Consider the following 24199-nt stretch of genomic DNA (forward strand, 5'->3'; position numbering starts at 1 on the left):
CACAAGAATGTCATTATTTGATCATAAAATCACAGAATTAAAACAGCTCATACATAAAAAAGAGATTAAGATTTCTGATCTGGTTGACGAATCTTATAAACGCATCCAAGCGGTTGATGATAAGGTACAAGCCTTTTTGGCATTAGATGAAGAAAGAGCGCGCGCATACGCGAAGGAGCTTGATGAGGCGGTTGACGGGCGTTCTGAGCACGGTCTTCTTTTCGGTATGCCGATCGGCGTAAAAGATAATATCGTAACAAAAGGGCTGCGCACAACATGCTCCAGCAAAATTCTCGAAAACTTTGATCCGATCTATGATGCTACTGTCGTTCAGCGCCTTCAAGACGCTGAAGCGGTCACAATCGGAAAACTGAACATGGACGAATTCGCCATGGGATCATCTACAGAAAACTCAGCTTACAAGCTGACGAAAAACCCTTGGAACCTGGATACAGTTCCCGGCGGTTCAAGCGGCGGATCTGCAGCTGCGGTTGCTGCGGGAGAAGTTCCGTTTTCTCTTGGATCTGACACAGGCGGCTCCATCCGTCAGCCGGCATCTTTCTGCGGCGTTGTCGGATTAAAACCTACATACGGACGTGTATCTCGTTACGGTCTGGTCGCATTTGCGTCTTCATTAGACCAAATCGGGCCGATTACACGTACGGTTGAGGATAACGCGTTTTTACTTCAAGCGATTTCCGGCGTAGACAAAATGGACTCCACGAGTGCAAATGTGGACGTGCCTGATTTTCTTTCTTCATTAACTGGCGACATCAAAGGACTGAAAATCGCCGTTCCGAAAGAATACCTTGGTGAAGGTGTCGGCAAAGAAGCGAGAGAATCTGTCTTGGCAGCGCTGAAAGTCCTTGAAGGCCTCGGCGCTACATGGGAAGAAGTGTCTCTTCCGCACAGTAAATACGCGCTTGCCACATATTACCTGTTGTCATCTTCTGAAGCGTCAGCGAACCTTGCACGCTTTGACGGCATCCGCTACGGCTACCGCACAGACAATGCTGATAACCTGATCGACCTTTACAAGCAAACGCGCGCTGAAGGTTTCGGAAATGAAGTCAAACGCCGCATCATGCTCGGAACGTTTGCTTTAAGCTCAGGCTACTACGATGCGTACTACAAAAAAGCGCAAAAAGTGCGTACGTTGATTAAGAAGGATTTCGAGGACGTATTTGAAAAATATGATGTTATTGTTGGACCGACTACACCGACACCTGCGTTTAAAATCGGTGAAAACACGAAGGATCCGCTCACAATGTACGCAAACGATATCCTAACGATTCCGGTCAACCTTGCCGGCGTACCGGGAATCAGCGTGCCATGCGGATTAGCAGACGGACTTCCGCTCGGCCTGCAAATCATCGGAAAACACTTTGACGAAAGCACTGTATACCGCGTTGCTCATGCATTTGAACAAGCGACAGACCATCATAAAGCAAAACCTGAACTGTAAGGGGTGAAAAGAATTGAACTTTGAAACGGTAATCGGACTTGAAGTCCACGTTGAGTTAAAAACAAAATCAAAAATTTTCTCAAGCTCTCCAACGCCATTCGGCGCGGAGGCGAATACGCAGACAAGCGTCATTGACCTCGGATATCCGGGCGTCCTGCCTGTTCTGAACAAAGAAGCCGTTGAATTCGCAATGAAAGCCGCTATGGCGCTCAACTGTGAGATCGCAACGGATACGAAGTTTGACCGCAAAAACTATTTCTATCCTGACAACCCGAAAGCGTATCAGATTTCTCAATTTGATAAGCCAATTGGTGAAAACGGCTGGATCGAAATTGAAGTCGGCGGCAAAACAAAACGCATCGGCATCACGCGCCTTCACCTTGAAGAAGATGCCGGAAAACTGACACACACAGGCGACGGCTATTCTCTTGTTGACTTCAACCGCCAAGGAACGCCGCTTGTTGAGATCGTATCAGAGCCGGATATCCGCACGCCGGAAGAAGCGTACGCGTATCTTGAAAAGCTGAAATCCATCATCCAATATACAGGTGTTTCTGACTGTAAAATGGAAGAAGGCTCACTTCGCTGTGACGCCAATATCTCTCTTCGTCCGATCGGCCAAGAGGAATTCGGCACAAAAACGGAATTGAAAAACTTGAACTCCTTTGCGTTTGTTCAAAAAGGCCTTGAGCATGAAGAAAAACGCCAGGAGCAGGTTCTTCTTTCCGGCGGCGTCATCCAGCAAGAAACTCGCCGTTATGATGAAGCAACGAAGAAAACCATTCTTATGCGTGTCAAAGAGGGATCTGACGACTACCGTTACTTCCCAGAGCCAGATCTAGTCGAGCTCTACATTGATGATGAATGGAAGGAACGCGTAAAAGCAAGCATTCCTGAGCTTCCGGATGAGCGCCGCAAGCGTTATATCGAAGAGCTTGGCTTGCCTGCATATGACGCGATGGTTCTGACGCTGACAAAAGAAATGGCTGATTTCTTCGAAGAAACCGTTCAAAAAGGCGCTGAAGCCAAACAAGCGTCTAACTGGCTGATGGGTGAAGTGTCAGCTTACCTAAACGCAGAACAAAAAGAGCTTGCCGACGTTGCCCTGACACCTGAAGGCCTTGCCGGCATGATCAAATTGATTGAAAAAGGAACCATTTCTTCTAAGATCGCGAAGAAAGTGTTTAAAGAATTGATTGAAAAAGGCGGCGACGCTGAGAAGATTGTGAAAGAGAAAGGCCTTGTTCAGATTTCTGACGAAGGCGTGCTTCTGAAGCTTGTCACTGAGGCGCTTGACAACAATCCTCAATCAATCGAAGACTTTAAAAACGGAAAAGACCGCGCGATCGGCTTCCTAGTCGGACAGATTATGAAAGCGTCCAAAGGACAAGCCAACCCGCCGATGGTCAACAAAATTCTGCTTGAAGAAATTAAAAAACGCTAATAAAAAAGCAGCCCTTAGAGGCTGCTTTTTTATGGTCAAATTGAGATAAAGACAGAGATGAGAGCACGAAGCCTTTCAACTTCTTTGTCGTTGGTTCCGGTCAAATTGGACAGCATGCCTTTAATAATCGGCTTGCGCGGTTTATCCTGAGTCAATTCTTCCTCGATAACATCAAGTGACACGGTGATATCCTCGGGCAGCGTGCTGTTTTCTTTCACTTTCTGAATGTCCTCAAGCAGCTGGTCTTTTCCCGCAGGCATCGGGTTGAAAATGTCTTTTGATACAATCGGATTGAGTGCAGAACGGCTCAGCCCCTGTACAAGATCATCCAGTCTCTCAATAATAAAGGCTGAGATTTCTTCTGCATCGATATTAAGCTCACCGTTAAATACCATCACGTTCATATAGGAATGCACAATGCCTCTTGCCATGATGGACAGATCTGCGACATACCGCTCGATTCCTTCGCCATAGGATACCAGCAAGGCGTTCCGGTACAGCTTATCCGTCTCCATGGTTACTTTGTAAAAGTATTGCTTGATTTCTTGATTTTCCGGAATGATATTTTCGGTAAGCAAAAGAACGATAAAATCTTTATGATCGCGAAAATCCTCAAATTGAGCGCCAATTTGCTTTTTTAACACTTCCTTAGGGGGCTTTCCGGCGAGATCTTCTTCTATATTTTTCATTTTGTTCATAGACATACCGATATAATATTCACAGGCAGATAACAGCAGCGCTTCTTTCGATTTGAAGTGCAAATAAAAAGCGCCCTTCGAAATGCCGCATTCACTGGCGATTTCTTGGATCGTCGTAGCTGCGAATCCTTTTTTCGCAAATAAACGAATGCTGGTTTTTATGATTCTCTCTTTTTTTTCATTCATGACGTGCTTCCCCTTAATCCTTGAAAAATTTAGTAAAATTTTCTGGTATATGAGTTGACGTTGTTGCGTTATAACGTTTAGTATTATATAGAATGACCAGTCAGTCAATAAAAAATGTAATGGAGGATATGATGAACCACGTTATTAATTTCGTTCTGAAAAACAAATTCGCCGTATGGCTGATGACGATTATTGTAACGGCAGCCGGCTTGTATGCGGGTATGAATATGAAGCAAGAGTCTATTCCTGACGTGAACATGCCTTACTTGACGATCAGCACGACATATCCGGGTGCAACACCAAGCCAAGTGGCTGATGAAGTGACCAAACCGGTTGAACAAGCCGTACAGAACTTGGACGGTGTCAGCGTTGTGACGTCGACGTCCTATGAAAACGCATCGTCGGTCATGATTGAATATGATTATGAGAAAGATATGGACAAAGCGAAAACAGAAGCAGCTGAAGCGTTAGAAAACGTCAACCTGCCTGATGACGCGAAAGATCCGGAGATTTCACGCTACAGCTTGAACTCATTCCCGATTCTGACGCTGAGCGTGTCCAGTGATAAAGATAATCTGCAAGAGCTGACGAAACAAGTGGAGGACAGCCTCGTTTCTAAACTTGAAGGCATAGAAGGCGTTGCGTCCGTCCAAGTATCAGGCCAGCAGGTGGAAGAGGTTGAATTCTCTTTCAAAGAAGACAAACTGAAGGAATACGGCCTTGATGAAGATACAGTCAAGCAAGTGATTCAAGGTTCAGATGTGACAACTCCGCTTGGATTGTACACATTCGGAAATGAAGAAAAATCTGTCGTCGTCAGCGGCGATATTGAAACAATTAAAGATTTGAAGAATATGAGAATCCCGACGGCATCTGCTTCAAGTGCAGGCAGCAGCGCAGCATCTCAAGCGGGTGCGCAGAGTGCTCAAGCAGCCCAAAGCGCACAAGCGGCAGCACAGGCGCAGCAAAGCGCAAGCACAGCAGTGCCGACAGTCAAGCTTTCTGACATTGCTACAATTAAAGATGTGAAAAAAGCTGAATCCGTTTCACGCACAAATGGCAAAGACAGCATCGGCATCAACATCGTCAAAGCAAACGATGCGAATACGGTAGAGGTTGCCGACAATGTCAAAGCTGAGCTGAAGAAGTTCAAAGAAGACCATAAAGGCTTCAATTACAGCGCAACTCTCGACATGGCGGAGCCGATCACACAGTCAGTTGACACGATGTTAAGCAAAGCCATCTTCGGTGCTATTTTTGCGATTGTGATTATTCTCTTATTCTTAAGAGATATCAAATCAACATTAATTTCTGTTGTTTCAATTCCATTATCATTGCTGATCGCACTCCTTGTGCTGCAGCAGCTTGATATCACATTGAATATTATGACGCTCGGCGCAATGACCGTTGCCATCGGACGTGTAGTCGATGACTCCATCGTTGTCATCGAGAACATTTACCGCCGCATGAGACTCAAAGATGAGCCGCTCCGCGGAAAAGCATTGGTTCGTGAAGCGACGAAGGAAATGTTTAAACCGATCATGTCATCGACGATCGTGACAATCGCGGTATTCCTGCCGCTCGCACTTGTAGGCGGACAAATCGGTGAATTGTTTATTCCATTTGCCTTAACGATTGTTTTTGCGCTTGCCGCATCCCTAGTGATTTCAATCACGCTTGTGCCGATGCTTGCACACAGCCTGTTCAAAAAATCATTAACCGGTGCGCCGATTAAAGCGAAAGAACACAAACCTGGCAGACTTGCAAACATCTATAAAAAAGTATTGAACTGGGCGCTGAGCCACAAATGGATCACGTCTATCATCGCTGTTCTGATGCTCCTTGGAAGCTTGTTCCTCGTACCGTTAATCGGTGCCAGCTACCTGCCGTCCGAGGAAGAAAAAACGATGCAGCTCACATACAGCCCAGAACCGGGTGAAACGAAAAAAGAAGCCGAAAATGAAGCTGAAAAAGCGGAAAAAATCCTGCTTGACCGCAAGCATGTCGATACGGTTCAGTATTCATTAGGCTCTGGCAGCCCGCTTGCCGGAGGAGATTCTAACGGCGCGTTATTCTATATCAAATATGAAAGCGACACACCTGACTTTGATAAAGAAAAAGATAACGTTCTGAAGGAAATCCAAAAGCAATCTGACCGCGGAGAATGGAAGTCACAGGACTTCAGCTCTTCAGGCAATAACAACGAATTAACATACTATGTGTATGGTGATTCTGAAAACGATATTAAAGACACGGTCAAAGACATTGAAAAAATCATGAAAGATGAAAAGGATCTGAAAAACGTAAATTCAGGCCTTTCCAGCACATATGATGAGTACACATTTGTCGCTGACCAAGAAAAACTAAGCAAGCTCGGTTTAACCGCGTCTCAAATTTCTCAGGCCTTAATGTCACAAACATCGCAAGAACCGCTCACCACTGTGAAAAAAGACGGCAAAGAGCTTGATGTGAACATTAAGACAGAAAAAGACGAGTATAAGAGTGTGAAAGATTTAGAGAATAAAAAGATCACTTCCGCGACTGGCCAGGAAGTCAAAATCGGCGATGTGGCAAAAGTGAAGGAAGGATCAACATCAGATACCGTGTCAAAACGTGACGGAAAAGTCTATGCGGATGTCACAGGTGAGGTTACATCTGACAACGTCACAGCCGTATCAGCTGCTATCCAGAAGAAAATCGATAAGCTAGACCATCCTGATAACGTATCGATTGACACAGGCGGTGTATCCGCGGATATTGCAGATTCCTTCACGAAGCTCGGTTTAGCGATGCTGGCAGCAATAGCGATCGTTTACCTTGTGCTCGTGATTACATTTGGCGGAGCACTAGCGCCATTTGCGATTCTGTTCTCATTGCCGTTCACAGTCATCGGTGCACTGGTCGGACTTTACGTATCAGGTGAAACGATCAGTCTGAACGCAATGATCGGTATGCTCATGCTGATCGGTATCGTTGTCACGAATGCCATTGTCTTAATTGACCGCGTGATTCATAAGGAAGCGGAAGGCCTGTCTACGAGAGAAGCGCTCCTGGAAGCCGGCTCTACACGACTCCGTCCGATCCTGATGACAGCCATTGCGACAATCGGCGCCTTGATTCCATTAGCCCTCGGCTTCGAAGGCGGAAGCCAGGTCATTTCAAAAGGACTCGGCGTCACAGTTATCGGCGGTTTAATCAGTTCAACACTTCTGACGCTCTTGATCGTGCCAATCGTATATGAAGTATTGGCGAAGTTCCGCAAGAAAAAACCGGGAACGGAAGAAGAGTAAAAAAACTAAAAGCCTCAGCTCTGCTGAGGCTTTCAGCTTGTTGAAAAACCCTCGCATTCGTTGTCAGGTCTGCGCGTCGGTGCTCACGAATTCTACATTCGCTCCGCTCCAATGCTCCCCCTTCCTAGACTACAAGGGTTTTCAATCAAGCTGAAAGAATGTTAAGGATGACAAAAGCTCAAAACAAGAATCAGTTTTGAGCTTTTGTGCGTTTTCACCTGTAAGATTATGTACATTTTGTTGCGATTTTTTTAACTCATAGTATAATTAAAGGTTGTTAGTGTAAAAATGGATCGGATACTCTTAAGTAGGATGATGAGATAATGAAACGTGCACGCATAATATACAATCCGACTTCAGGACGGGAGATCTTTAAAAAGCATCTTGCCCAGGTCCTGCAAAAATTTGAACAAGCCGGCTATGAAACCTCCACCCATGCGACGACATGCGCAGGAGACGCTACACACGCTGCCAAGGAAGCGGCATTGCGTGAGTTTGACCTGATCATTGCGGCAGGCGGAGACGGAACGATCAACGAGGTCGTCAACGGGCTTGCGCCTTTAGACAACCGTCCGACACTCGGTGTCATTCCAGTCGGCACAACAAACGACTTCGCCAGAGCGCTCGGCATTCCGCGAGAGGATATTTTAAAAGCGGCAGATACTGTCATTAACGGCGTTGCCCGCCCGATTGACATCGGACAGGTCAACGGCCAGTATTTTATCAATATCGCCGGAGGAGGCCGCCTGACGGAGCTGACGTACGACGTGCCAAGCAAACTCAAAACAATGCTCGGCCAGCTTGCTTATTATTTAAAAGGAATGGAAATGCTGCCTTCACTTCGTCCGACAGAAGTCGAGATTGAATATGACGGCAAGCTGTTTCAAGGTGAAATCATGCTGTTTTTGGTCACGCTGACAAACTCCGTCGGCGGGTTCGAAAAGCTCGCGCCGGATTCCAGCCTGAATGACGGCATGTTTGATTTGATGATACTAAAGAAAGCAAACCTTGCTGAATTTATCAGGGTCGCCACGATGGCGCTTCGCGGCGAACACATCAACGACCAGCACATTATTTATACAAAAGCGAACCGCGTGAAAGTCAATGTATCAGAAAAGATGCAGCTGAACCTGGACGGCGAGTACGGCGGCATGCTGCCGGGCGAATTCGTGAATCTGTACCGGCACATTCACGTCGTCATGCCGAAGGAGAAAGCGGAACAGTTGGATGACTAAAACTTGGCTTGGTAAGCCAAGCTCAGAATGTTGACAAAATCCTAAAACAGTTTTCGTTTTAGGATTTTGTCATCTTTTCAGCGTGATTGAAAACCTTTGAAGTCTAGGAAGGGCGAGCATCGGAGCACAGCGAATGTTGAATTCGTGAGCACCGAAGCACAGGCCTGACAACGAATGCGAAGGTTTGCCTACACGCTGAAACTTGGCTTGAATAGGCCAAGTTTTTCTTTCGCTTAAAACTAGAGGTGATTATAGATGAAAATGAAACCCCCAGTAGAAAAAAATGAATACTACGATGTGACATTTGAGGATTTGACACATGAAGGAGCGGGTGTCGCAAAGGTCCAAGGCTTTCCGATCTTCGTGCCGAACGCCCTGCCGGAGGAAAAAGCCCAAATCAAAGTCACACGTGTCAAAAAAGGGTTCGCCTTCGGCCGCCTGATTGAGCTGAAGGAAGAAAGCCCGCATAGAACGGACGCCCCATGCCCGATTTACAAGCAATGCGGAGGCTGTCAGCTTCAGCACATGACCTACGAAGGCCAGCTCCTGTTTAAACAGAAACAAGTCAAAGACGTCTTAGAACGCATCGGCAAGCTGGACCTTTCAAAAGTCACCGTGCACCCGACACTCGGCATGGAAGACCCTTGGAACTACAGAAACAAAGCACAGGTGCCGGTAGGAGAACGGGAAGGCGGACTCGTCGCCGGATTTTATCAGCAAAGAAGCCATGACATCATCGATATGAGCGCCTGCCTGATCCAGCAATCCAAAAACGACGAAGCCGTCCAAGCCGTCAAAGACATTTGCGCAAACTACGGCGTCAAAGCCTACAACGAAGAACGCCACAAAGGCTGGCTCCGACACATCATGGTCAGATACGGCGTTGTTACGGGCGAAATGATGATCGTCTTCATCACAAGAACGAACGATTTTCCGCACAAAGCGAAGATCATCGAAGACATCACAGCGCAATTCCCGCACGTCAAATCCATCGTGCAAAACATCAACCCAAACAAAACAAACGTCATTTTTGGCAACGAAACAAACGTCATCTGGGGCGAAGAATACATCTACGACCTCATCGGAGACGTCAAATTCGCCATCTCCGCCAGATCGTTCTATCAGGTGAACCCGGAGCAAACAAAGGTGCTCTACGACAAAGCGCTGGAATACGCGGAGCTTCAAGGTGAAGAAACCGTCATCGACGCCTACTGCGGCATCGGTACAATTTCTCTCTTTCTGGCAAAGCAGGCGAAAAAAGTGTACGGTGTAGAGATTGTACCGGAAGCAATTGAAGATGCGAAACGAAACGCAGAATTAAACGGCATCACAAACGCAGAGTTTGCTGTTGGAGAAGCGGAAACCGTGATTCCAAAGTGGTACGAAGAAGGCATCACAGCAGATACGCTAGTCGTCGACCCGCCAAGAAAAGGCTGCGACGAAGCCCTCCTGCGGACGATTGTGGAGATGCAACCGAAGCGGGTGGTGTACGTGTCCTGTAATCCTGGCACGCTTGCGAGAGACTTACGGGTGCTTGAGGATGGCGGGTATGCGACGCGAGAAGTGCAGCCTGTGGATATGTTTCCGCATACGAATCATGTGGAGTGCTGTGTGTTGATAGAGAATATTAAGGAATAGGCAGAGGGGCCCGAGAACCTTTTATCGATTCTGGGCCTCCATCTATTTTATTTCAATTCTTTCTATTATGTGGTGTGGAATTATTAGGATTTAATACTTGAAATTAATGTATCCGTAATCCTTAATAAAAATCCTCTATAGTTTCTGATGCCTTCTTTTATTACTCTATGGTATGTCCGCAAATATTGATTAAAGATTCTCTACTACTTCATTCCTTTCTTTCTTTACAAGATATAGTGATGTATACATTAGTTTACTTGAAGAAAACAGTGCACTGCCTGTTTTGTTTTTACATTAAAAAATGTACTAATATGATATAATTCGATATAGCCAAAAACACAATTATTAGATGCAGAAAGGTTGCAAATAAAATGAGTTACCCAATATTTTCGTTTTTTTCAGGTTCAGGTTTTTTAGATCTTGGATTTGAAAATAGCGGTTTCGATGTAGTGTATGTAAATGAAATTCATACACCGTTTTTAAAGTCATACAAACATTCTAGAAACATGCTTAAAATAGAAGAGCCACGGTTTGGCTACCACAATGGTGATATAACGGAATTACTAGAGCAAGAGCATTTACGTGAATATATAGACATAATTAAGGCTGAAAATAGCGTTTTTGGATTTATCGGTGGACCTCCTTGTCCTGATTTTTCAGTCGGTGGTAAGAACAGAGGAAGAGAAGGAGAAAATGGAAAGCTGTCAGGGACCTATGTGGATTTGATATGCCAGCATAAACCTTCATTTTTCTTATTTGAAAATGTAAAGGGATTATGGCGAACCAAGAGACATAGAGAGTTTTTTGAAGAAATGAAAAGTAAGTTACATGCAAATGGATACGTAACAACGGAAAGATTAATTAATTCTCTAGAGTATGGCTCAGCTCAACATAGGGAACGGATTATCTTGCTTGGTTTCCGACGTGAACTATTAGATCAAGTGGGTTACAACATTGAAGATAAAGGTATCGATGCCATTCTTCCTAACGGTCTTTTCCCTTGGGAGAATCATTTGAAATACTCTATGGAAAAAATCGAAAATATCCCTTGGCCTATAGTGAATGAATTTGAGGAGGATTCAGTAATACCAAAACCAGAAGATATTATTGAGGAATTAACTGTTGAGCATTGGTTCCGTAAGAATGATGTAGACAATCATCCAAATAGCAAACAATTTTTCACTCCAAGGGCTGGTTTAGCCAAATTTCTTGTTATTGAAGAGGGTGATGACTCGAAAAAATCCTACAAACGCCTTCATCGCTGGAGATATTCACCTACGGCTGCATACGGGAATAACGAAGTTCATTTACATCCGTACAAAGCTAGAAGGCTGACAGTAGCAGAAGCATTAGCCATACAGTCATTACCAAAGAATTTTGAAATTCCGACGGATATTTCTTTAACTGATGCCTTTAAAACGGTTGGGAATGGAGTTCCATATTTAGCATCTTTGGGAATTGCAGAAACCATTAAGGATTTTTTAGGGGGATACAAGAGAAATGAGATTAACCGCAGCTGACATTGTTGCTTATATTGATCAATTGCCGAAAAATAGATCATTCCCATATATCAATCCAAGAACAAAAGGTCTTATTAAAATAGTGAGTGTTACAAAGCCAGAAGGACCTATTGTTATTAAACGTTATGATCCAAGTAAAGGAGGGACACCTTTTACAGCTAAAGATGAATCTATTTCAGCTGAAATGATATGGAGAGTCGCCAACGCTTTTTTTCCGAACCAACCAATTAACTTAGATCGTGTTTTAGGTGGCAGTTATAACACCCGCTCGGTATTGGAGGCTCTTATCGCCCACACACCACAGTTTTACTATTGTTATCCAGGACGAATTGAAAGTACCATGTCGAATTCTACTATAAGGAATGGACACAAGCATCTTATGTGGTGCCCTGAAAGACCTCACGAACTAGGATTAATGGTACAAATCGAAACGGATATTGTTATATCGGAAATCCCAAATGCAGATGCATTTTACGATTCGCTGATTCTACCAGAGGGAATTGTTCATAATGAAATTGATATTGAAATTAAAAGACGTCATTCGCAGATTCAAGTAGCTTTAATTATGATCGGCCAACAATTAGGATTTCGTACATGGATAGCTCAAAATGATAAAGGAATTATGTATAACAACAAGCGGGTTGGGGAAATGTCTGGAGTAGTAAATTCGTTACAGGATGAAAGATTAATTGCAGCATTTGATGGTGCGTATAATGCAGCTAAATTAATAGATTGCATTTGGTTTAAAAATGGGAAATTAATGCCTGCTGTCATGGAAGTTGAACACAGTACAGGTGTAACAAGTGGCCTAACCCGAATGAAAGGACTTCAAGAGGCACTGCCACCATTTCCTACAAGATATGTCATCGTCGCACCTGATGAGGATCGTAGCAAAGTATTAAGGGAAGCGAATCGGCCACAGTTTCACGAATTAAATGTCCGATATTTCCCTTATTCAGCAGTAGAAGAATTGTACTCATTGTGTCAAAGGAGAAAAATACGGGGAGTGACAGAAGAGTTTCTGGATAGCTTTATGGAACCAACAATTGGCTTATTGGGGTAAGATTAATAGAGCTACGATATGTGACTGGTGAATATAAAAGATGAGAGATTATTATATTTTCTTGGGAATTGGATTTAAAATAGAATTGTTAGACATTTGAACATAAATGAAGACACAATAAATGTAAGTAATCTTTTATAGGGACCTGATTCTTTATTAAGAAGTAGCAACAAAGACAATAATGAAGTAGAGTTATACAAAAGTAGCATGTCATATGCTACTAGTTCTAAGGGATAAAGAAAATAAGGGGTAATTCTTTATTACACTTTTGTACACATTAATAACCATAAACGGTGGTAGGTCAAGCTGTATGAGTGAGGAAGAATATTTATGTCAAAAGAATCCCTAAGAAAATAACTAAGGACTTACCAAATCATAAACGATTACTTTATAATAGCTATGCGATGTGCACTAAAGACTTGCTCAAATAAAAATTTAGTAGCACCAAGTAAATGTGCGTTTTGCCAAAAAAGAAAAATTATTAAGGCAGGGGACGGTCAATCACTGTCTTTTTGATACTACATAAATATTGGTTAGTTACAGTACAAAGGAGATTACAATAAAATATAATTTATTGTAATCTCCCGAAATATTTTTGTTGAAAATACTAGATAGAGATTTCCATTCTTGAATTATTAAAAAATTCTAGTTACAAAAAATCAATAAGTTTTTTGTGAGGTAAGTAGCTTAAATAAGCCAGACAAAAGTTTAGAGACCATCTTTTTCTTTTAGAAAAATTTTTGTTGAAGTCCCGCAAATGGAAGTTTGGGCTTTTGCGTTAGTTTTTTTGAAGGGGTAGTGTAATTCTATTCATGAATTTGGGATTTGGGTATTTAATCCAGTTCATCATATTCTTTTAAAAGCTTTTCTGTCTTATGCATTTCTCTGAGCATCGGATTCATGTAGTCGTTAGCTGATTCTAGATATCCTCTTGTCAGAATATCTAGTTTATTTTTAACTTTAGAGAGGTCTTCTTCGAGTTGTTCATCCGATGATTGAAGGATAAATTCATTTGTCTCTTCGTACCTTTTTAATATGTTTTTCACCATTGGAGGTGGATTCTTTTGATTTATTGTTTTTATTACTGTGATTGTTAAATTGATTTGTTTTATTAATTCTTTTCTTACTGTCAAGGTGATGCTCCTTTTATAAAGTGAGATGAGATAAAAATAAAGCCCTCAAGTAAGAGGGCTTCATATTTATTTAGAATTTTTTACTTAAACATAGGATACTGCACCAATAAATTTAAATGAATAGTTTTTATCGTTTATTTCTTTCTCCCTGCCGTCATATTTAAAATTATATAAAAGAACAGCAGCATTGATTTGTTCAGGAATTGCGGTACCTACTATGTTCTCAAATCGAGGTAAGATGACACTATCGTACGAACAGCCGCCAATTAGTTCAGATAAATTATTACAATTTTTTACATGTGCGACTTTTTCTATAAAATCTTCATCTAATTCATCGATATCTATATCAAAATCAATTAAAAATTGGGAAGGAAGAAAATCACCTTCTTCTTCATTGTATTTTAGGTTAACGTAATCATTTAAAGAGGATGACTTTTTTATGTACCCTATCCAAAGCGATACAAAATTTTGTTTTTCCAATTTTTCACCCCTTACTCAAGCAAAATGGTTCAAAAGAGGGTAATGAAAATTGCATCAGATGTAAACGTCATCACTAATTCAGATAGTTCTTTACAAATTCCTCAACCTCTTTGTCCATAGGGGAAATACCCAAGTTAGTGTATTCCCAGATCATTTGTCTTTGGTAGTCGTCTAACGTTGATTCAATAACATTTTCATAATCATAGTCTATTGAAAATTTTCCAGTAGGTTAGTCCACATCTCTGAGTTATTCGCTTTCCATTCATCCCTTAGTTCATCAAATAAATCTTGTAGATTGATTAACAAGTTATCATAAATTTGTGCACTTACTTGATAATATTCGGGAATGTCATGCGAATAAATGAACTCTTCACTATTTTTTTGTATTAAAGAAAAAGTATACTTCTCTAGAGTCATCTAAAAAGCTCTACGTATAGAGTAACTTTATTCCATTCTGCTGGAATCATTTCATAAATTTGTTCCGCTATTTTTTGATATAATACGCCCATTTTTTCTTTTCCATAAAAGCACCTCCAGAATCAAAAATAGCCCAGTATAGAAGAGCTATCTTTGATTTATAGATCCTCATACTACTTGGGCGTTGAGGGTACCTTTTAAGTCCATCGGTATAAGCATAATAATATGAAAACTTTAAAATGTCCCTATTGAGGTTCTAATTGGACAAAACATCTTGATTGTTATTGAAGGTTACGGATTATAGTGTGATTACTCTTCTTTATAGTTAAGAGCAATTTCCACGATTTGCTCGGCTGTGTATTCTTCTTCGCTCCAAAAAATTAAATCACTTGGTGCAGGATGAGGGACATTTTCTTCTAATAAATCGATGTATTTACCAATAACCTCATCTTCTAATTCAGGATTCATAATTTTTTTCACCAATGAGACTAATTCTTCTTTTGACATTTTATTCAAGGGTTTATTCTCCTTTTCTTTATTTTAGTTTTTACTTCCTTTTTTTCCGAAATGATAAGCTGGATCTAGTATCTCCTGATGCATTTTTGGAGAAGTAATAATTAGGTTATCTAAATTATACACATCTCCACCTTTATCAATAGGTTGTTTATGGTGTAAAATATATGACTTATGTTTACCATAATGCTCTTTTTTAGGTGCGATAGGGGAGTTCCCATTTTTCATTCTAGCTATATTATTTTTATTAAATTCATTTGCATATTCAGTGTTGGCTACAGATTTCCAGAATTCTTTTCTAAACTCATCAAATGATTTGAACTCCTTCCCAAGAAGTTGTTTGCGTACTTCTTGAGGAATAACCCCTAATTTACCATTGTTGTACATCAGTCTTTCTTGAAGCTGCAGCCCTCTACTTGGAGTTACTTTACCAGTTGCTACACCTGGGATGTTTCTTTTGGTGAATAGAATGCTAGATTCTTTAGTTTCTTCTATAATCTTCTCTAATAAGGGGGTATTCTTAACATTGTGAGTATTACCAATGTCTTGCGCTATTCCTACAAGGGCAGGTTCATATTCATTTTTAGGAAAAGAATTGATGAAGTTTTTTCCTTTTTCTATTCCTGTCTTTACATGTGTAGTAGCCGCTTTTTCTCCAGCTTCAAGCACTTTATCGACTTTGGCAGCACCTGCTTTACCAAGTTTACTTGTTACTTTCGCAACAGAGCCAGCACCTTTTAGTCCGACGAGGCTCCCGACCACATAGGTAATATAATGAGATCGTGAGTATGCATCACCGTTAACCATTTTATCATTCCATGAATCTGCTATGTTTGTCCATATGATTTTTGCATAGGAAGGTGTCTTCAATACAGTTGAAATTGTTTTGGCTAATTTTTGTTCTTCGGAGAGCTGGGAAAACTCCCACGCCCCGACAGCTAAATCTTTAACACCAGTCACAGTATCCTTAGCGACATCGTAGAGACCGACTCCAACTCCTTTCAGAACTTCCCATGTGGTTTCACCAACTTCTTCGAGCTGTTTTGCTTGCTCAAGCTGCACCACATACTGTAACTGTGCAGGCTCAAGGTTCTCATACCCAATCTTCTTCGCAATTTCTAAATATTTATCAGGGTCAGATACCCCATCCGCAAGCTTTTTCTTCAATTTTTCAATCTCGCGTTCCTTCGCTTCCTCTTTCTTAATCTTCAAGTAAGCCTCAGTCCGCGTTTCAATGTCGCCTTTTTTCTTATGTATGTCGCTCTCACGGTAAGCCTTGGCGTTGTAGTGGATGGGTGTGGCGTTTTTGCCTTTGCCTGTTGCTTCTTGGAGCTTTTGGAAGTCGGATTTGATGAATTGTTCGTTTGGTTCTGACAGGGCGTATTCTGTCTTCAGGTCTTCGTCCAAGGCGTCCAATTTTTCCAGTGTTTTTTTGCGTTTGTCGTTGGCATATGCCAGCTCGTCTTTGAAGGTTTCTGTTGAAAACAGGTCGAGCGGGAGGATGTCGTCGATATCGTTTAAGATATCTTTCATCGCTTTTTTCTGTTCAGACATGATGGATTTCGATTTTTTGTGCGCATTTTCCAGTTCATGCTCCAGGAAAGATTCTTCGATGTATGCGTGAGAGAGGCCTTTGTCCTCGGCGGCTCCGGCGATACTGTTGAAAAATGCGATTTTCATGTCGATGTAGTCGATCCATTGGTCGGTGACGCCGACGTGGTCGTGGTAGAAGGCTTTGATATTGCTGGCGCCTTTACCTGAGAATTCACTGTCACTGAGATCAGCGACGCTTTTTAATGCTTTTCTCAAATTAACCATTTGCGTTCTTAGTTCTTTGTACTCTTTTGCACGGTCTGCCGCTTCTGAAAGCAGTGTTTTCGCTTCAAATACTTTCATGACCATTTCCCTTCTTTTGTTCACTCAATATCAAAATTTTACCACGGGGTGGGATGATGGTGGGTGTGAGAACGTGTTTTGGTGGAAAAATGAGTCATTTGGCATGTGTCTAAGTGCACGGTTTTGATAAGATAATGATAGATCAATAAAAAGGGGAAGAGCTCATTTGGATAAAGACTTCTTAATCATAAAGATCAAGGATATTCAAAAAGGCGACACGCTAACGAACCGCGCTTGCGGGAACTGGGATATGAAATTGTCCAGAGCAAAGGAATGTAAACGGGCAATTGTTGTTCGGAGCGGTGTGATTTTAAATGTTTACAAGATCGTTGACGCTTGGGAATCTGATGAACCAGCCAAAATCACTAAAACGAACAATAGAGTCCGGTTTCAATTGGCAGAGTGCCGAGACTATTCTTATTTGATTGGCGGTACGCTGAAAACAAAAACGCAAAATCCGGTTTCGAGTCTATCCTTAGAAACCTTAATGGAACTAGTAAAATAAAAGGGGTCCAGCATGTATCTCTATAAAGTAAACAATCAAAATCAAATCGAAGATATTCGCGAGAAACCGTTTAAAAAAGAAAAAGAGATTCAGGATTTATGTGAAGCCAATCTTCAGCAAATGTTGGGGCTAGGGTTTGTGAAATCTGAATTCAGAATCAGTAATTTCCGCATTGATACGTTAGCGTTTGATGCTGAGACGAAATCTTTTGTGATTATCGAGTATAAAAATACGAAAAACTTCAGTGTTGTTGATCAGGGCTACGCCTACTTAGCGGCAATGCTCAATCATAAAGCAGATTTCATTCTTGAGTACAATGAAAATCATGATCTTCCGTTAAAGCGGGATGATGTAGACTGGTCGCAGTCGAAGGTCATTTTTATCTCACCTGTATTTACGGTGTATCAAAAGCAATCGATCCATTTTAAAGATCTGCCAATTGAATTGTGGGAGATTAAAAGGTACGAAAATGATCTGATCCAGTTGAATCAAATGAAGGCTGATGGCGTCTCCGAGTCGATTAAGACCATTTCACGGCAAAGTGAGACCATTCAAGAGGTCAGCAAAGAAATTAAAGTGTTTTCTGAAGAGGATCATCTTGCAGATAAACCGTTTGACATCATAGAGCTTTATCAGCAGCTAAAGGAATTCATTTTTAATTTGGACGATCATATTTCAATCAAACCGACCAAGCTTTATATTGCGTTTACATCTAGTAAGCGAAACTTCGTTGATATTCTACTTTTAAAAAGTGGACTTAAGGTGTGGGTGAATATGAAAAAGGGAGAATTGCATGATCCCGAGGAGAAAATGCGCGATGTCTCTGAGACCGGCCACTGGGGAAATGGCGACTATGAGATTTTCATAAAAGATGATGAACACATTGAATATATCATGGGGTTGATCAAACAATCCTATGAGAAAAATAAATGAGAACTTCCATTGAGAGGTTCTTTTTTTATTGGGTTCCAAGGGAAATGTACAGGGCATGTTGAAAACGATATAGAGTTTCGGACCATATATTGGGAGTTGTTTATGTGAAGAAGCGTTTTATATTATTGGGTTTGTTCGCAAGTGTTTTTATGTTGGCTGTCTATATTTCCTTTCAAAATAAGAATACGCATCCTGTCCAATCTCCCGTCATCCACCCCGAAGAAGACCGCATCTTTTTTATCTACTCCAACCCTTTCATAAAAGAAAGCACGCTGCTTTCAACCTCAACAGGCGAACGGTTTAACAGGCGCACGTTCAAGGTGGCAGATGTGCCTTTTATTCAAACGAAGTCGTACAAATCCACAGACATTGTATTATTAGCGGAACACGAGCCTTTTTACTATACGTTAAAGAAGGATGTGATCAAAGAGCATCCGCTGTCAGATCCATTTGCGTTTTGGTATGAGGGGAAGGATGTGTCTGTTAAGGCCTATAATGTTGATACGACGGGGAATGAGATCCGCATAAATGATAAAAAAATGAAGAAGGAATATACCCTTACCTTGCCTTCGCTTGTCACGATGGGGGCCAGTGATGAGAACTATATTTATATCATTCAAAGCATGTCTATTTACGTGATTGACAGAAAAACAGAGGAAATGATTGAGACCCTGAGCTTAGCCTCATACGCTGATCAATTCGCAGACTCGAAGGAATTTATTGTTGCGAGCTCGGAGCATGAATTGACTGTGATTGAAAAAGGGACATGGAAGGCGACATATATTGCGTATCCTGAAGATCTTGAATATGCAGATACTGTGTATTATGACAAAGAAAGCGGCAGTTTTTACGTTACGTACGAGGACAAAGAGGGTGAGGCGAACTTGCTGGAGTATGGGAAGGAATTTTTCATACATATAGTTTGAATTTCCCTTATATGGAAGCGAAGTTTAAGGGGAATCAACTGTATATTGTTGCCCAGGAAGAGCATAAAAAGGGCATTGGCGGGTACGTGGGTGTGTTTGATATTCGTTCTAAGAAGAAGCTTTATCAGTTTGATTTGCCTGAGGAACAGGTGAAGGTACAGGATTTTGTTGTAATTGATTAAAGCTATTGATTCTGAAAGCTCATCAAAGCTCTTAGCGTCTTTTTCTTTTTGGTTCAAGAGTTGATCTTTGCTGATAACGGTGTCGAAATTCTGTGAAACTTTCATTCAAAGTACTCGTATATGAAACAAAAGGAGGACGATGAAGCGATGGGTGGTTCATATTTGAGTGATTTGTGTTCAATGTATCAAAAAGATAAGTTCTTTACCGGGTTTGTTCCTGAGGAGCTTTTGACATATGCGTGTGAGCTATTCCCGTTATCGGAGAAAGAAACGGTGACGGCCTTATTGAATTGTTCCATGGGAAATAAAGCGAAAAGCTTTGTTATGTTTACGAGTAAGGGACTGTACTGGAAGAGATTTGGAGAACAAGAGGGATGTGTGACTTGGGAAGCATTCACTGATATCCAATCGATTAAATCGACGGATGATTATGAGATTTGGTTTGATGGAGTAGAGGTTTTTGATGTCGGCTTCAGTTCATATCCTGCGGATCTGTTGGCAGAGCTGTTGAGGATAATTCAGCAATTTCTTAGTGAAAATGGCTTGGATTTGCTTACGGAACCCCGGATAGATCATGTATCTGTTTCTGCCAGTGAATTGAGGGAAATCAGTATTTTGTTTCAGAACAGCCATGACAAGATGTTCGGTTTGACCAATGGGCTACTGGTCGGTAACGAGATTTCTGAAAAGAGAGAGGTACGATTGAGAAAACGGCTGCATATTCCTAAGGATCAGGAGATGATCTCCTTCTGGAGTACTTTTCCCGTGAAGCAAACAGATGGCATCACATTAACAGACAAAGGGATTTATTTTTCAGATCCTTTTCTCAGGTTATTTTATCCTTGGCATGTGTTTAAGGAAACGCCTGTAATGTTAAAAGATCAGGAGTTAATTGTGGGGAAAAAGAATGTCATTCAATTGCTGGAAAACCTGATGCCTGCTAAGGACGTATTTGCTTTTTTAGAACAAGTAAAACGAAGAATCAGCGCTGTTACGAGCTGGTGAATACGTATTTGAAATAAGATTGACATGGGACCCTTGCATAAAGGGTTCTTTTTTATGAAAAAAACAAATTGACAGGATGAAAAAACAATTTCTTCCTTCTATATTGTTTTCAAAATTTGGGATTGATAGAATATGACATATCTCATAGAGAAGGAGGGAAGCCGTTGAGTCAAGCCATACCGTCTTCGCGTGTAGGTGTTAAGATTAATGAATGGTATAAAATGATTCGCCAGTTCAGTGTTCCGGATGCTGAGATTCTGAAAGCGGAGGTGGAGCAGGACATTCAGCAAATGGAAGAAGACCAGGATTTGCTGATCTATTATTCTCTGATGTGTTTTCGGCACCAGCTGATGCTTGATTATTTGGAGCCGGGACAAACATACGGGAATCGCCCTACAGTGACAGAGCTTCTTGAAACGATTGAGACTCCTCAGAAAAAACTCACAGGCCTTTTGAAATACTACTCTTTGTTTTTCCGTGGCATGTATGAATTTGACCAAAAAGAATATGTGGAAGCGATCGGATATTATCGCGAGGCGGAGAAAGAACTGCCGTTTGTGTCAGATGATATTGAGAAAGCCGAATTCCATTTTAAAGTGGCAGAAGCGTATTATCACATGAAGCAAACCCATGTGTCGATGCATCATATTCTTCAAGCCTTGGACATTTATCAAAACCATCCTCTATACAGCATTAGAACGATACAAAGCTTGTTTGTGATCGCCGGCAACTATGATGATTTCAAACATTATGATAAAGCGCTCCCGCATTTAGAGGCGGCGCTGGAATTGGCAATGGACATTCAAAATGACAGGTTTATCGCCATTTCTCTATTGAACATTGCAAACAGCTATGACAGATCAGGAGACGATCAGATGGCTGTAGAACATTTCCAAAAAGCTGCGAAAGTAAGCAGAGAGAAAGTGCCTGATCTGCTTCCGAAAGTCTTGTTTGGATTAAGCTGGACATTATGTAAAGCGGGCCAAACACAGAAGGCGTTTCAGTTCATAGAGGAAGGATTAGACCATATCACAGCACGTTCTCACAAATTTTATAAAGAATTGTTTCTGTTCTTGCAGGCCGTGTACAAGGAGACTGTTGATGAACGAAAAATTCATGATCTTTTAAGCTATTTCGAAAAAAAGAACCTGCACGCTTACATTGAAGCATGTGCCCGGAGTGCTGCCGCTGTTTTTGAAAGCAGCTGTCACTTTGAACAAGCCGCTGCGTTTTATCGGAAAGTGCTGAAAGCCCAAGAAGATATTCTAAAAGGAGAGTGTTTATATGCCTATTAAGAAAAAAGTGATGATGTGCCTGGCTGTTACTCTATTATTGGGAAGCATGTCGTTTCCAACCCTGACAAACTCCGGCGGATTTAAGGAATCAACAGATCGAAATACGACGTATATCGATCATTCCCCTTACAAACTCAGTGATCAGAAGAAAGCCCTTAGCTAGGGCTTTTTCTTGCTTTACGGAAGACGTTCCATTTTCCACATCGCGGCATTCCTTCTATTTCTAACGCAAGACACTCGAAACAACCAAACCATTTGAGGTATAATGGATAAAGTGAATAACAGTATTTAGATTGATATATATGAAAGAGAGTGGAACATCATGGGCCGTAAGTGGAACAATATTAAAGAGAAGAAGGCGTCTAAGGACGCAAATACGAGTCGGATTTATGCGAAGTTTGGCCGTGAGATTTATGTGGCGGCGAAACAGGGCGAGCCTGATCCGGAATCCAACCAGGCACTGAAGGTTGTGCTTGAGCGTGCGAAGACTTACAGCGTGCCGAAAAACATCATTGAACGTGCGATCGAGAAGGCGAAGGGCGGAGCGGAAGAGAATTACGATGAGCTTCGTTATGAGGGCTTCGGGCCGAACGGATCAATGATTATCGTTGATGCGCTGACGAATAATGTAAACCGTACGGCGCCGGAAGTGCGTGCGGCGTTCGGGAAAAACGGCGGAAACATGGGTGTGAGCGGATCTGTTGCTTACATGTTTGACGCGACGGCTGTAATCGGTGTGGAAGGCAAAACGGCTGACGAAGCACTTGAAATCCTGATGGAAGCGGATGTTGATGTACGTGACATTTTAGAAGAGGATGACAGCGCGATCGTGTATGCCGAGCCTGATCAATTCCATGCGGTGCAAGAGGCGTTTAAAAACGCGGGTGTCGAGGAATTTACAGTAGCGGAGCTGACAATGCTTGCGCAAAGTGAAGTAACGCTTCCGGATGATGCAAAGGAACAGTTTGAAAAATTGATTGATGCATTAGAAGATTTGGAAGATGTTCAGCAGGTATATCATAACGTTGATTTAGGTGAGTAAGGAGTGAGCAGGCTGTTATGGCCTGCTTTTTTTGTCCCGGAAATTGTTTTAGCTGTATGTAGGCGGCCGCCTATACGATCTGTAATATATTCTCATACTCTGGACTGTAACCTATGTGAAGGAGAGAGTGAATATGACTGATACAAGACATATGTATGGCGGACCTGGTTTTGGTCATTATCAGGGCTTTGGTATTGGCCACCCGGGCTATGGCATGCAAAGCACAGGCTATCCGGGCTATGGCATGTATGGAGGCCACCCGGGCTATGGCATGCAAGGCTACCCAGATCACGGCATACATGGAGGAGTCGGCGGCTATCCGGGATATGGTGGGTACGGCGGTTACCCAAGCGGCGGCTATGGAGGCTCTCCGGGAGCTGGAAGCTATCCAAGCATGCACCATGAAAATGATGGACATCATCACTATTATCACCATCATCATGATGGAAAAGATAACCTTCATCACCATCATCACCATGTTGGAAAGGATAATCACCACTACCATCATGATGGTCATTATGGCCACCATCACCACCATATGGGCCACTGGGGAAAAGACGGTTATAAATAAAGAAGATGATGGTATAAAGAGGACACTCTTGCAGATCAAGAGTGTTTTTTTATCTTTTTTCTTGACTGTTCAGTCTGGAAACTGGTAACATTTGTTTCAGGAGGTGATCATTTTTTGGGGAGGAATAAAGAATTTGATACGGCGCTTGTTCTTCACAGGGCGATAGAGGTCTTCGGAGAGTATGGCTACGAAGGAACGTCTCTTCAGGATCTGCTCTCTCATTTAGGCATTGCGCGCCAGAGCTTGTATGATACGTATGGCACGAAGCGTGATTTGTTTTTGTCCGCGGTGAAATCGTATCTTGAAGGGAAAAACGCTGCCGTTATGGAAAGGCTTGAAGCGCCAGGATCTGTAAAGGAAGCCATTCGTGATATTTTTCAAGAAGGTGTCAATGCCCTGAGGGACCCGGAACGGGCGAAGGCGTGTTACATTATGAACAGCGCGATTGAACAGATTCCTCATGACCCTGAGCTTGCCCGGTATTTTGAAAGACAATCCAAGCAGCTTGAGAACGCTTTTTATCAGGCGCTTTTAAGAGCGAAGGATCAAGGAGAATTGAATGGAGAAGAGACTGATATATCTGCGCTTGCCCGGTACCTGAATCAAAGCAGGCTGTCATTGACCTTTATTGCGAAAGTGACGGCAGATATGGATCGGCTTCAGGACCATGTTGACGTGAGTTTATCAGTGCTTGATTAACATGTGGTAAAGAATTCTTTGCCCATGTATGTACTTTTTGGACTGAACAGTCTAGAAATAAAA

At 42.1% G+C, this 24199-nt stretch carries 19 protein-coding genes and 3 pseudogenes; 16 read left to right on the forward strand and 6 right to left on the reverse strand.

Features of this window, described 5'->3' with window-relative positions:
- Positions 1–7: 7 nt before the first annotated feature.
- Together gatA and gatB are read left to right on the forward strand one after the other, a co-directional pair.
- Positions 8–1465 carry an Asp-tRNA(Asn)/Glu-tRNA(Gln) amidotransferase subunit GatA gene (gene gatA, locus MKY50_RS03700; protein ID WP_003242878.1) on the forward strand — a complete coding sequence of 486 codons (1458 nt, stop codon included), beginning with the start codon at positions 8–10 and terminating at the stop codon, positions 1463–1465.
- A gap of 13 nt (positions 1466–1478) precedes the next feature.
- The gene (gene gatB / locus MKY50_RS03705; protein ID WP_003219444.1) at positions 1479–2909 is read left to right on the forward strand and encodes an Asp-tRNA(Asn)/Glu-tRNA(Gln) amidotransferase subunit GatB; all 1431 of its coding nucleotides are present in this window, start codon (positions 1479–1481) and stop codon (positions 2907–2909) included.
- Here gatB and MKY50_RS03710 read toward each other — a convergent pair.
- Positions 2896–3793 (reverse strand): annotated as a pseudogene (locus MKY50_RS03710) (TetR/AcrR family transcriptional regulator). The gene gatB and the pseudogene MKY50_RS03710 overlap by 14 nt on opposite strands.
- Before the next feature lie 131 nt (positions 3794–3924).
- On the opposite strand from MKY50_RS03710, the gene srfP reads away from it, so the two are divergent.
- The 5 genes from srfP (at position 3925) to MKY50_RS03735 (ending at position 12539) form a co-directional block, all read left to right on the forward strand.
- Complete coding sequence (srfP, locus tag MKY50_RS03715) at positions 3925–7083, forward strand: surfactin resistance protein SrfP (RefSeq protein WP_014479080.1); 3159 nt, start codon at positions 3925–3927, stop codon at positions 7081–7083.
- A gap of 323 nt (positions 7084–7406) precedes the next feature.
- Positions 7407–8318: a diacylglycerol kinase gene (locus MKY50_RS03720; protein ID WP_003233894.1), complete on the forward strand. Its 912-nt coding sequence runs from the start codon at positions 7407–7409 to the stop codon at positions 8316–8318.
- Positions 8319–8573: 255 nt separating this feature from the next.
- Positions 8574–9956 (forward strand): 23S rRNA (uracil(1939)-C(5))-methyltransferase RlmD, encoded by a 1383-nt coding sequence (gene rlmD / locus MKY50_RS03725; protein WP_341116182.1) that lies wholly within the window; start codon positions 8574–8576, stop codon positions 9954–9956.
- Between the two features lie 371 nt (positions 9957–10327).
- Positions 10328–11476 (forward strand): DNA cytosine methyltransferase, encoded by a 1149-nt coding sequence (locus tag MKY50_RS03730; RefSeq protein ID WP_048655145.1) that lies wholly within the window; start codon positions 10328–10330, stop codon positions 11474–11476.
- Complete coding sequence (locus tag MKY50_RS03735; protein WP_200878692.1) at positions 11457–12539, forward strand: restriction endonuclease; 1083 nt, start codon at positions 11457–11459, stop codon at positions 12537–12539. Before MKY50_RS03730 ends, MKY50_RS03735 begins: the two co-directional genes overlap by 20 nt.
- An 833-nt stretch (positions 12540–13372) precedes the next feature.
- Here the strand turns inward: MKY50_RS03735 and MKY50_RS03740 are convergent.
- The 5 genes and pseudogenes from MKY50_RS03740 to MKY50_RS03760 form a co-directional block, all read right to left on the reverse strand.
- Positions 13373–13672, reverse strand: coding sequence for a hypothetical protein (locus tag MKY50_RS03740; protein ID WP_341116183.1), 300 nt, complete (start codon positions 13670–13672; stop codon positions 13373–13375).
- Positions 13673–13756: 84 nt separating this feature from the next.
- Positions 13757–14152, reverse strand: a complete 396-nt coding sequence (locus MKY50_RS03745) for an immunity 22 family protein (RefSeq protein WP_341116184.1) — start codon at positions 14150–14152, stop codon at positions 13757–13759.
- Between the two features lie 73 nt (positions 14153–14225).
- Positions 14226–14661, reverse strand: a pseudogene (locus tag MKY50_RS03750) (immunity protein YezG family protein).
- A gap of 217 nt (positions 14662–14878) precedes the next feature.
- On the reverse strand, positions 14879–15085 hold the full coding sequence (locus MKY50_RS03755) for a bacteriocin immunity protein (RefSeq protein ID WP_095714359.1): 207 nt from the start codon (positions 15083–15085) through the stop codon (positions 14879–14881).
- Positions 15086–15109: 24 nt separating this feature from the next.
- Entirely contained in the window at positions 15110–16978 is a 1869-nt protein-coding gene (locus MKY50_RS03760; protein WP_341116187.1) for a T7SS effector LXG polymorphic toxin, read from the reverse strand.
- Between the two features lie 166 nt (positions 16979–17144).
- On the opposite strand from MKY50_RS03760, the gene MKY50_RS03765 reads away from it, so the two are divergent.
- The 9 genes and pseudogenes from MKY50_RS03765 (at position 17145) to MKY50_RS03805 (ending at position 24136) form a co-directional block, all read left to right on the forward strand.
- A complete protein-coding gene (locus MKY50_RS03765; RefSeq protein WP_021481280.1) occupies positions 17145–17483 on the forward strand; it encodes a hypothetical protein in 339 nt (112 codons plus the stop codon).
- 12 nt (positions 17484–17495) lie between these two features.
- Positions 17496–18416: a DUF5655 domain-containing protein gene (locus tag MKY50_RS03770; protein ID WP_046380836.1), complete on the forward strand. Its 921-nt coding sequence runs from the start codon at positions 17496–17498 to the stop codon at positions 18414–18416.
- 149 nt (positions 18417–18565) lie between these two features.
- Positions 18566–19524 (forward strand): annotated as a pseudogene (locus tag MKY50_RS03775) (hypothetical protein).
- Between the two features lie 120 nt (positions 19525–19644).
- Positions 19645–20529, forward strand: a complete 885-nt coding sequence (locus MKY50_RS03780) for a hypothetical protein (protein ID WP_341116189.1) — start codon at positions 19645–19647, stop codon at positions 20527–20529.
- 164 nt (positions 20530–20693) lie between these two features.
- Complete coding sequence (gene rapH / locus MKY50_RS03785) at positions 20694–21824, forward strand: response regulator aspartate phosphatase RapH (RefSeq protein ID WP_015715464.1); 1131 nt, start codon at positions 20694–20696, stop codon at positions 21822–21824.
- Positions 21814–21987 (forward strand): phosphatase RapH inhibitor PhrH, encoded by a 174-nt coding sequence (gene phrH / locus MKY50_RS03790; protein ID WP_024571797.1) that lies wholly within the window; start codon positions 21814–21816, stop codon positions 21985–21987. Before rapH ends, phrH begins: the two co-directional genes overlap by 11 nt.
- Positions 21988–22146: 159 nt before the next feature.
- Positions 22147–22866, forward strand: coding sequence for a YebC/PmpR family DNA-binding transcriptional regulator (locus MKY50_RS03795; RefSeq protein ID WP_003242611.1), 720 nt, complete (start codon positions 22147–22149; stop codon positions 22864–22866).
- A gap of 133 nt (positions 22867–22999) precedes the next feature.
- The gene (gene yeeK / locus MKY50_RS03800; RefSeq protein WP_341116190.1) at positions 23000–23437 is read left to right on the forward strand and encodes a spore coat protein YeeK; all 438 of its coding nucleotides are present in this window, start codon (positions 23000–23002) and stop codon (positions 23435–23437) included.
- Between the two features lie 114 nt (positions 23438–23551).
- Positions 23552–24136, forward strand: a complete 585-nt coding sequence (locus tag MKY50_RS03805; RefSeq protein WP_339175944.1) for a TetR/AcrR family transcriptional regulator — start codon at positions 23552–23554, stop codon at positions 24134–24136.
- Positions 24137–24199 lie beyond the last annotated feature (63 nt).

It is taken from the genome of Bacillus sp. FSL R7-0685 (genome assembly GCF_038002425.1).
In the GTDB taxonomy this organism is placed as follows: Bacteria; Bacillota; Bacilli; order Bacillales; family Bacillaceae; genus Bacillus; species Bacillus subtilis.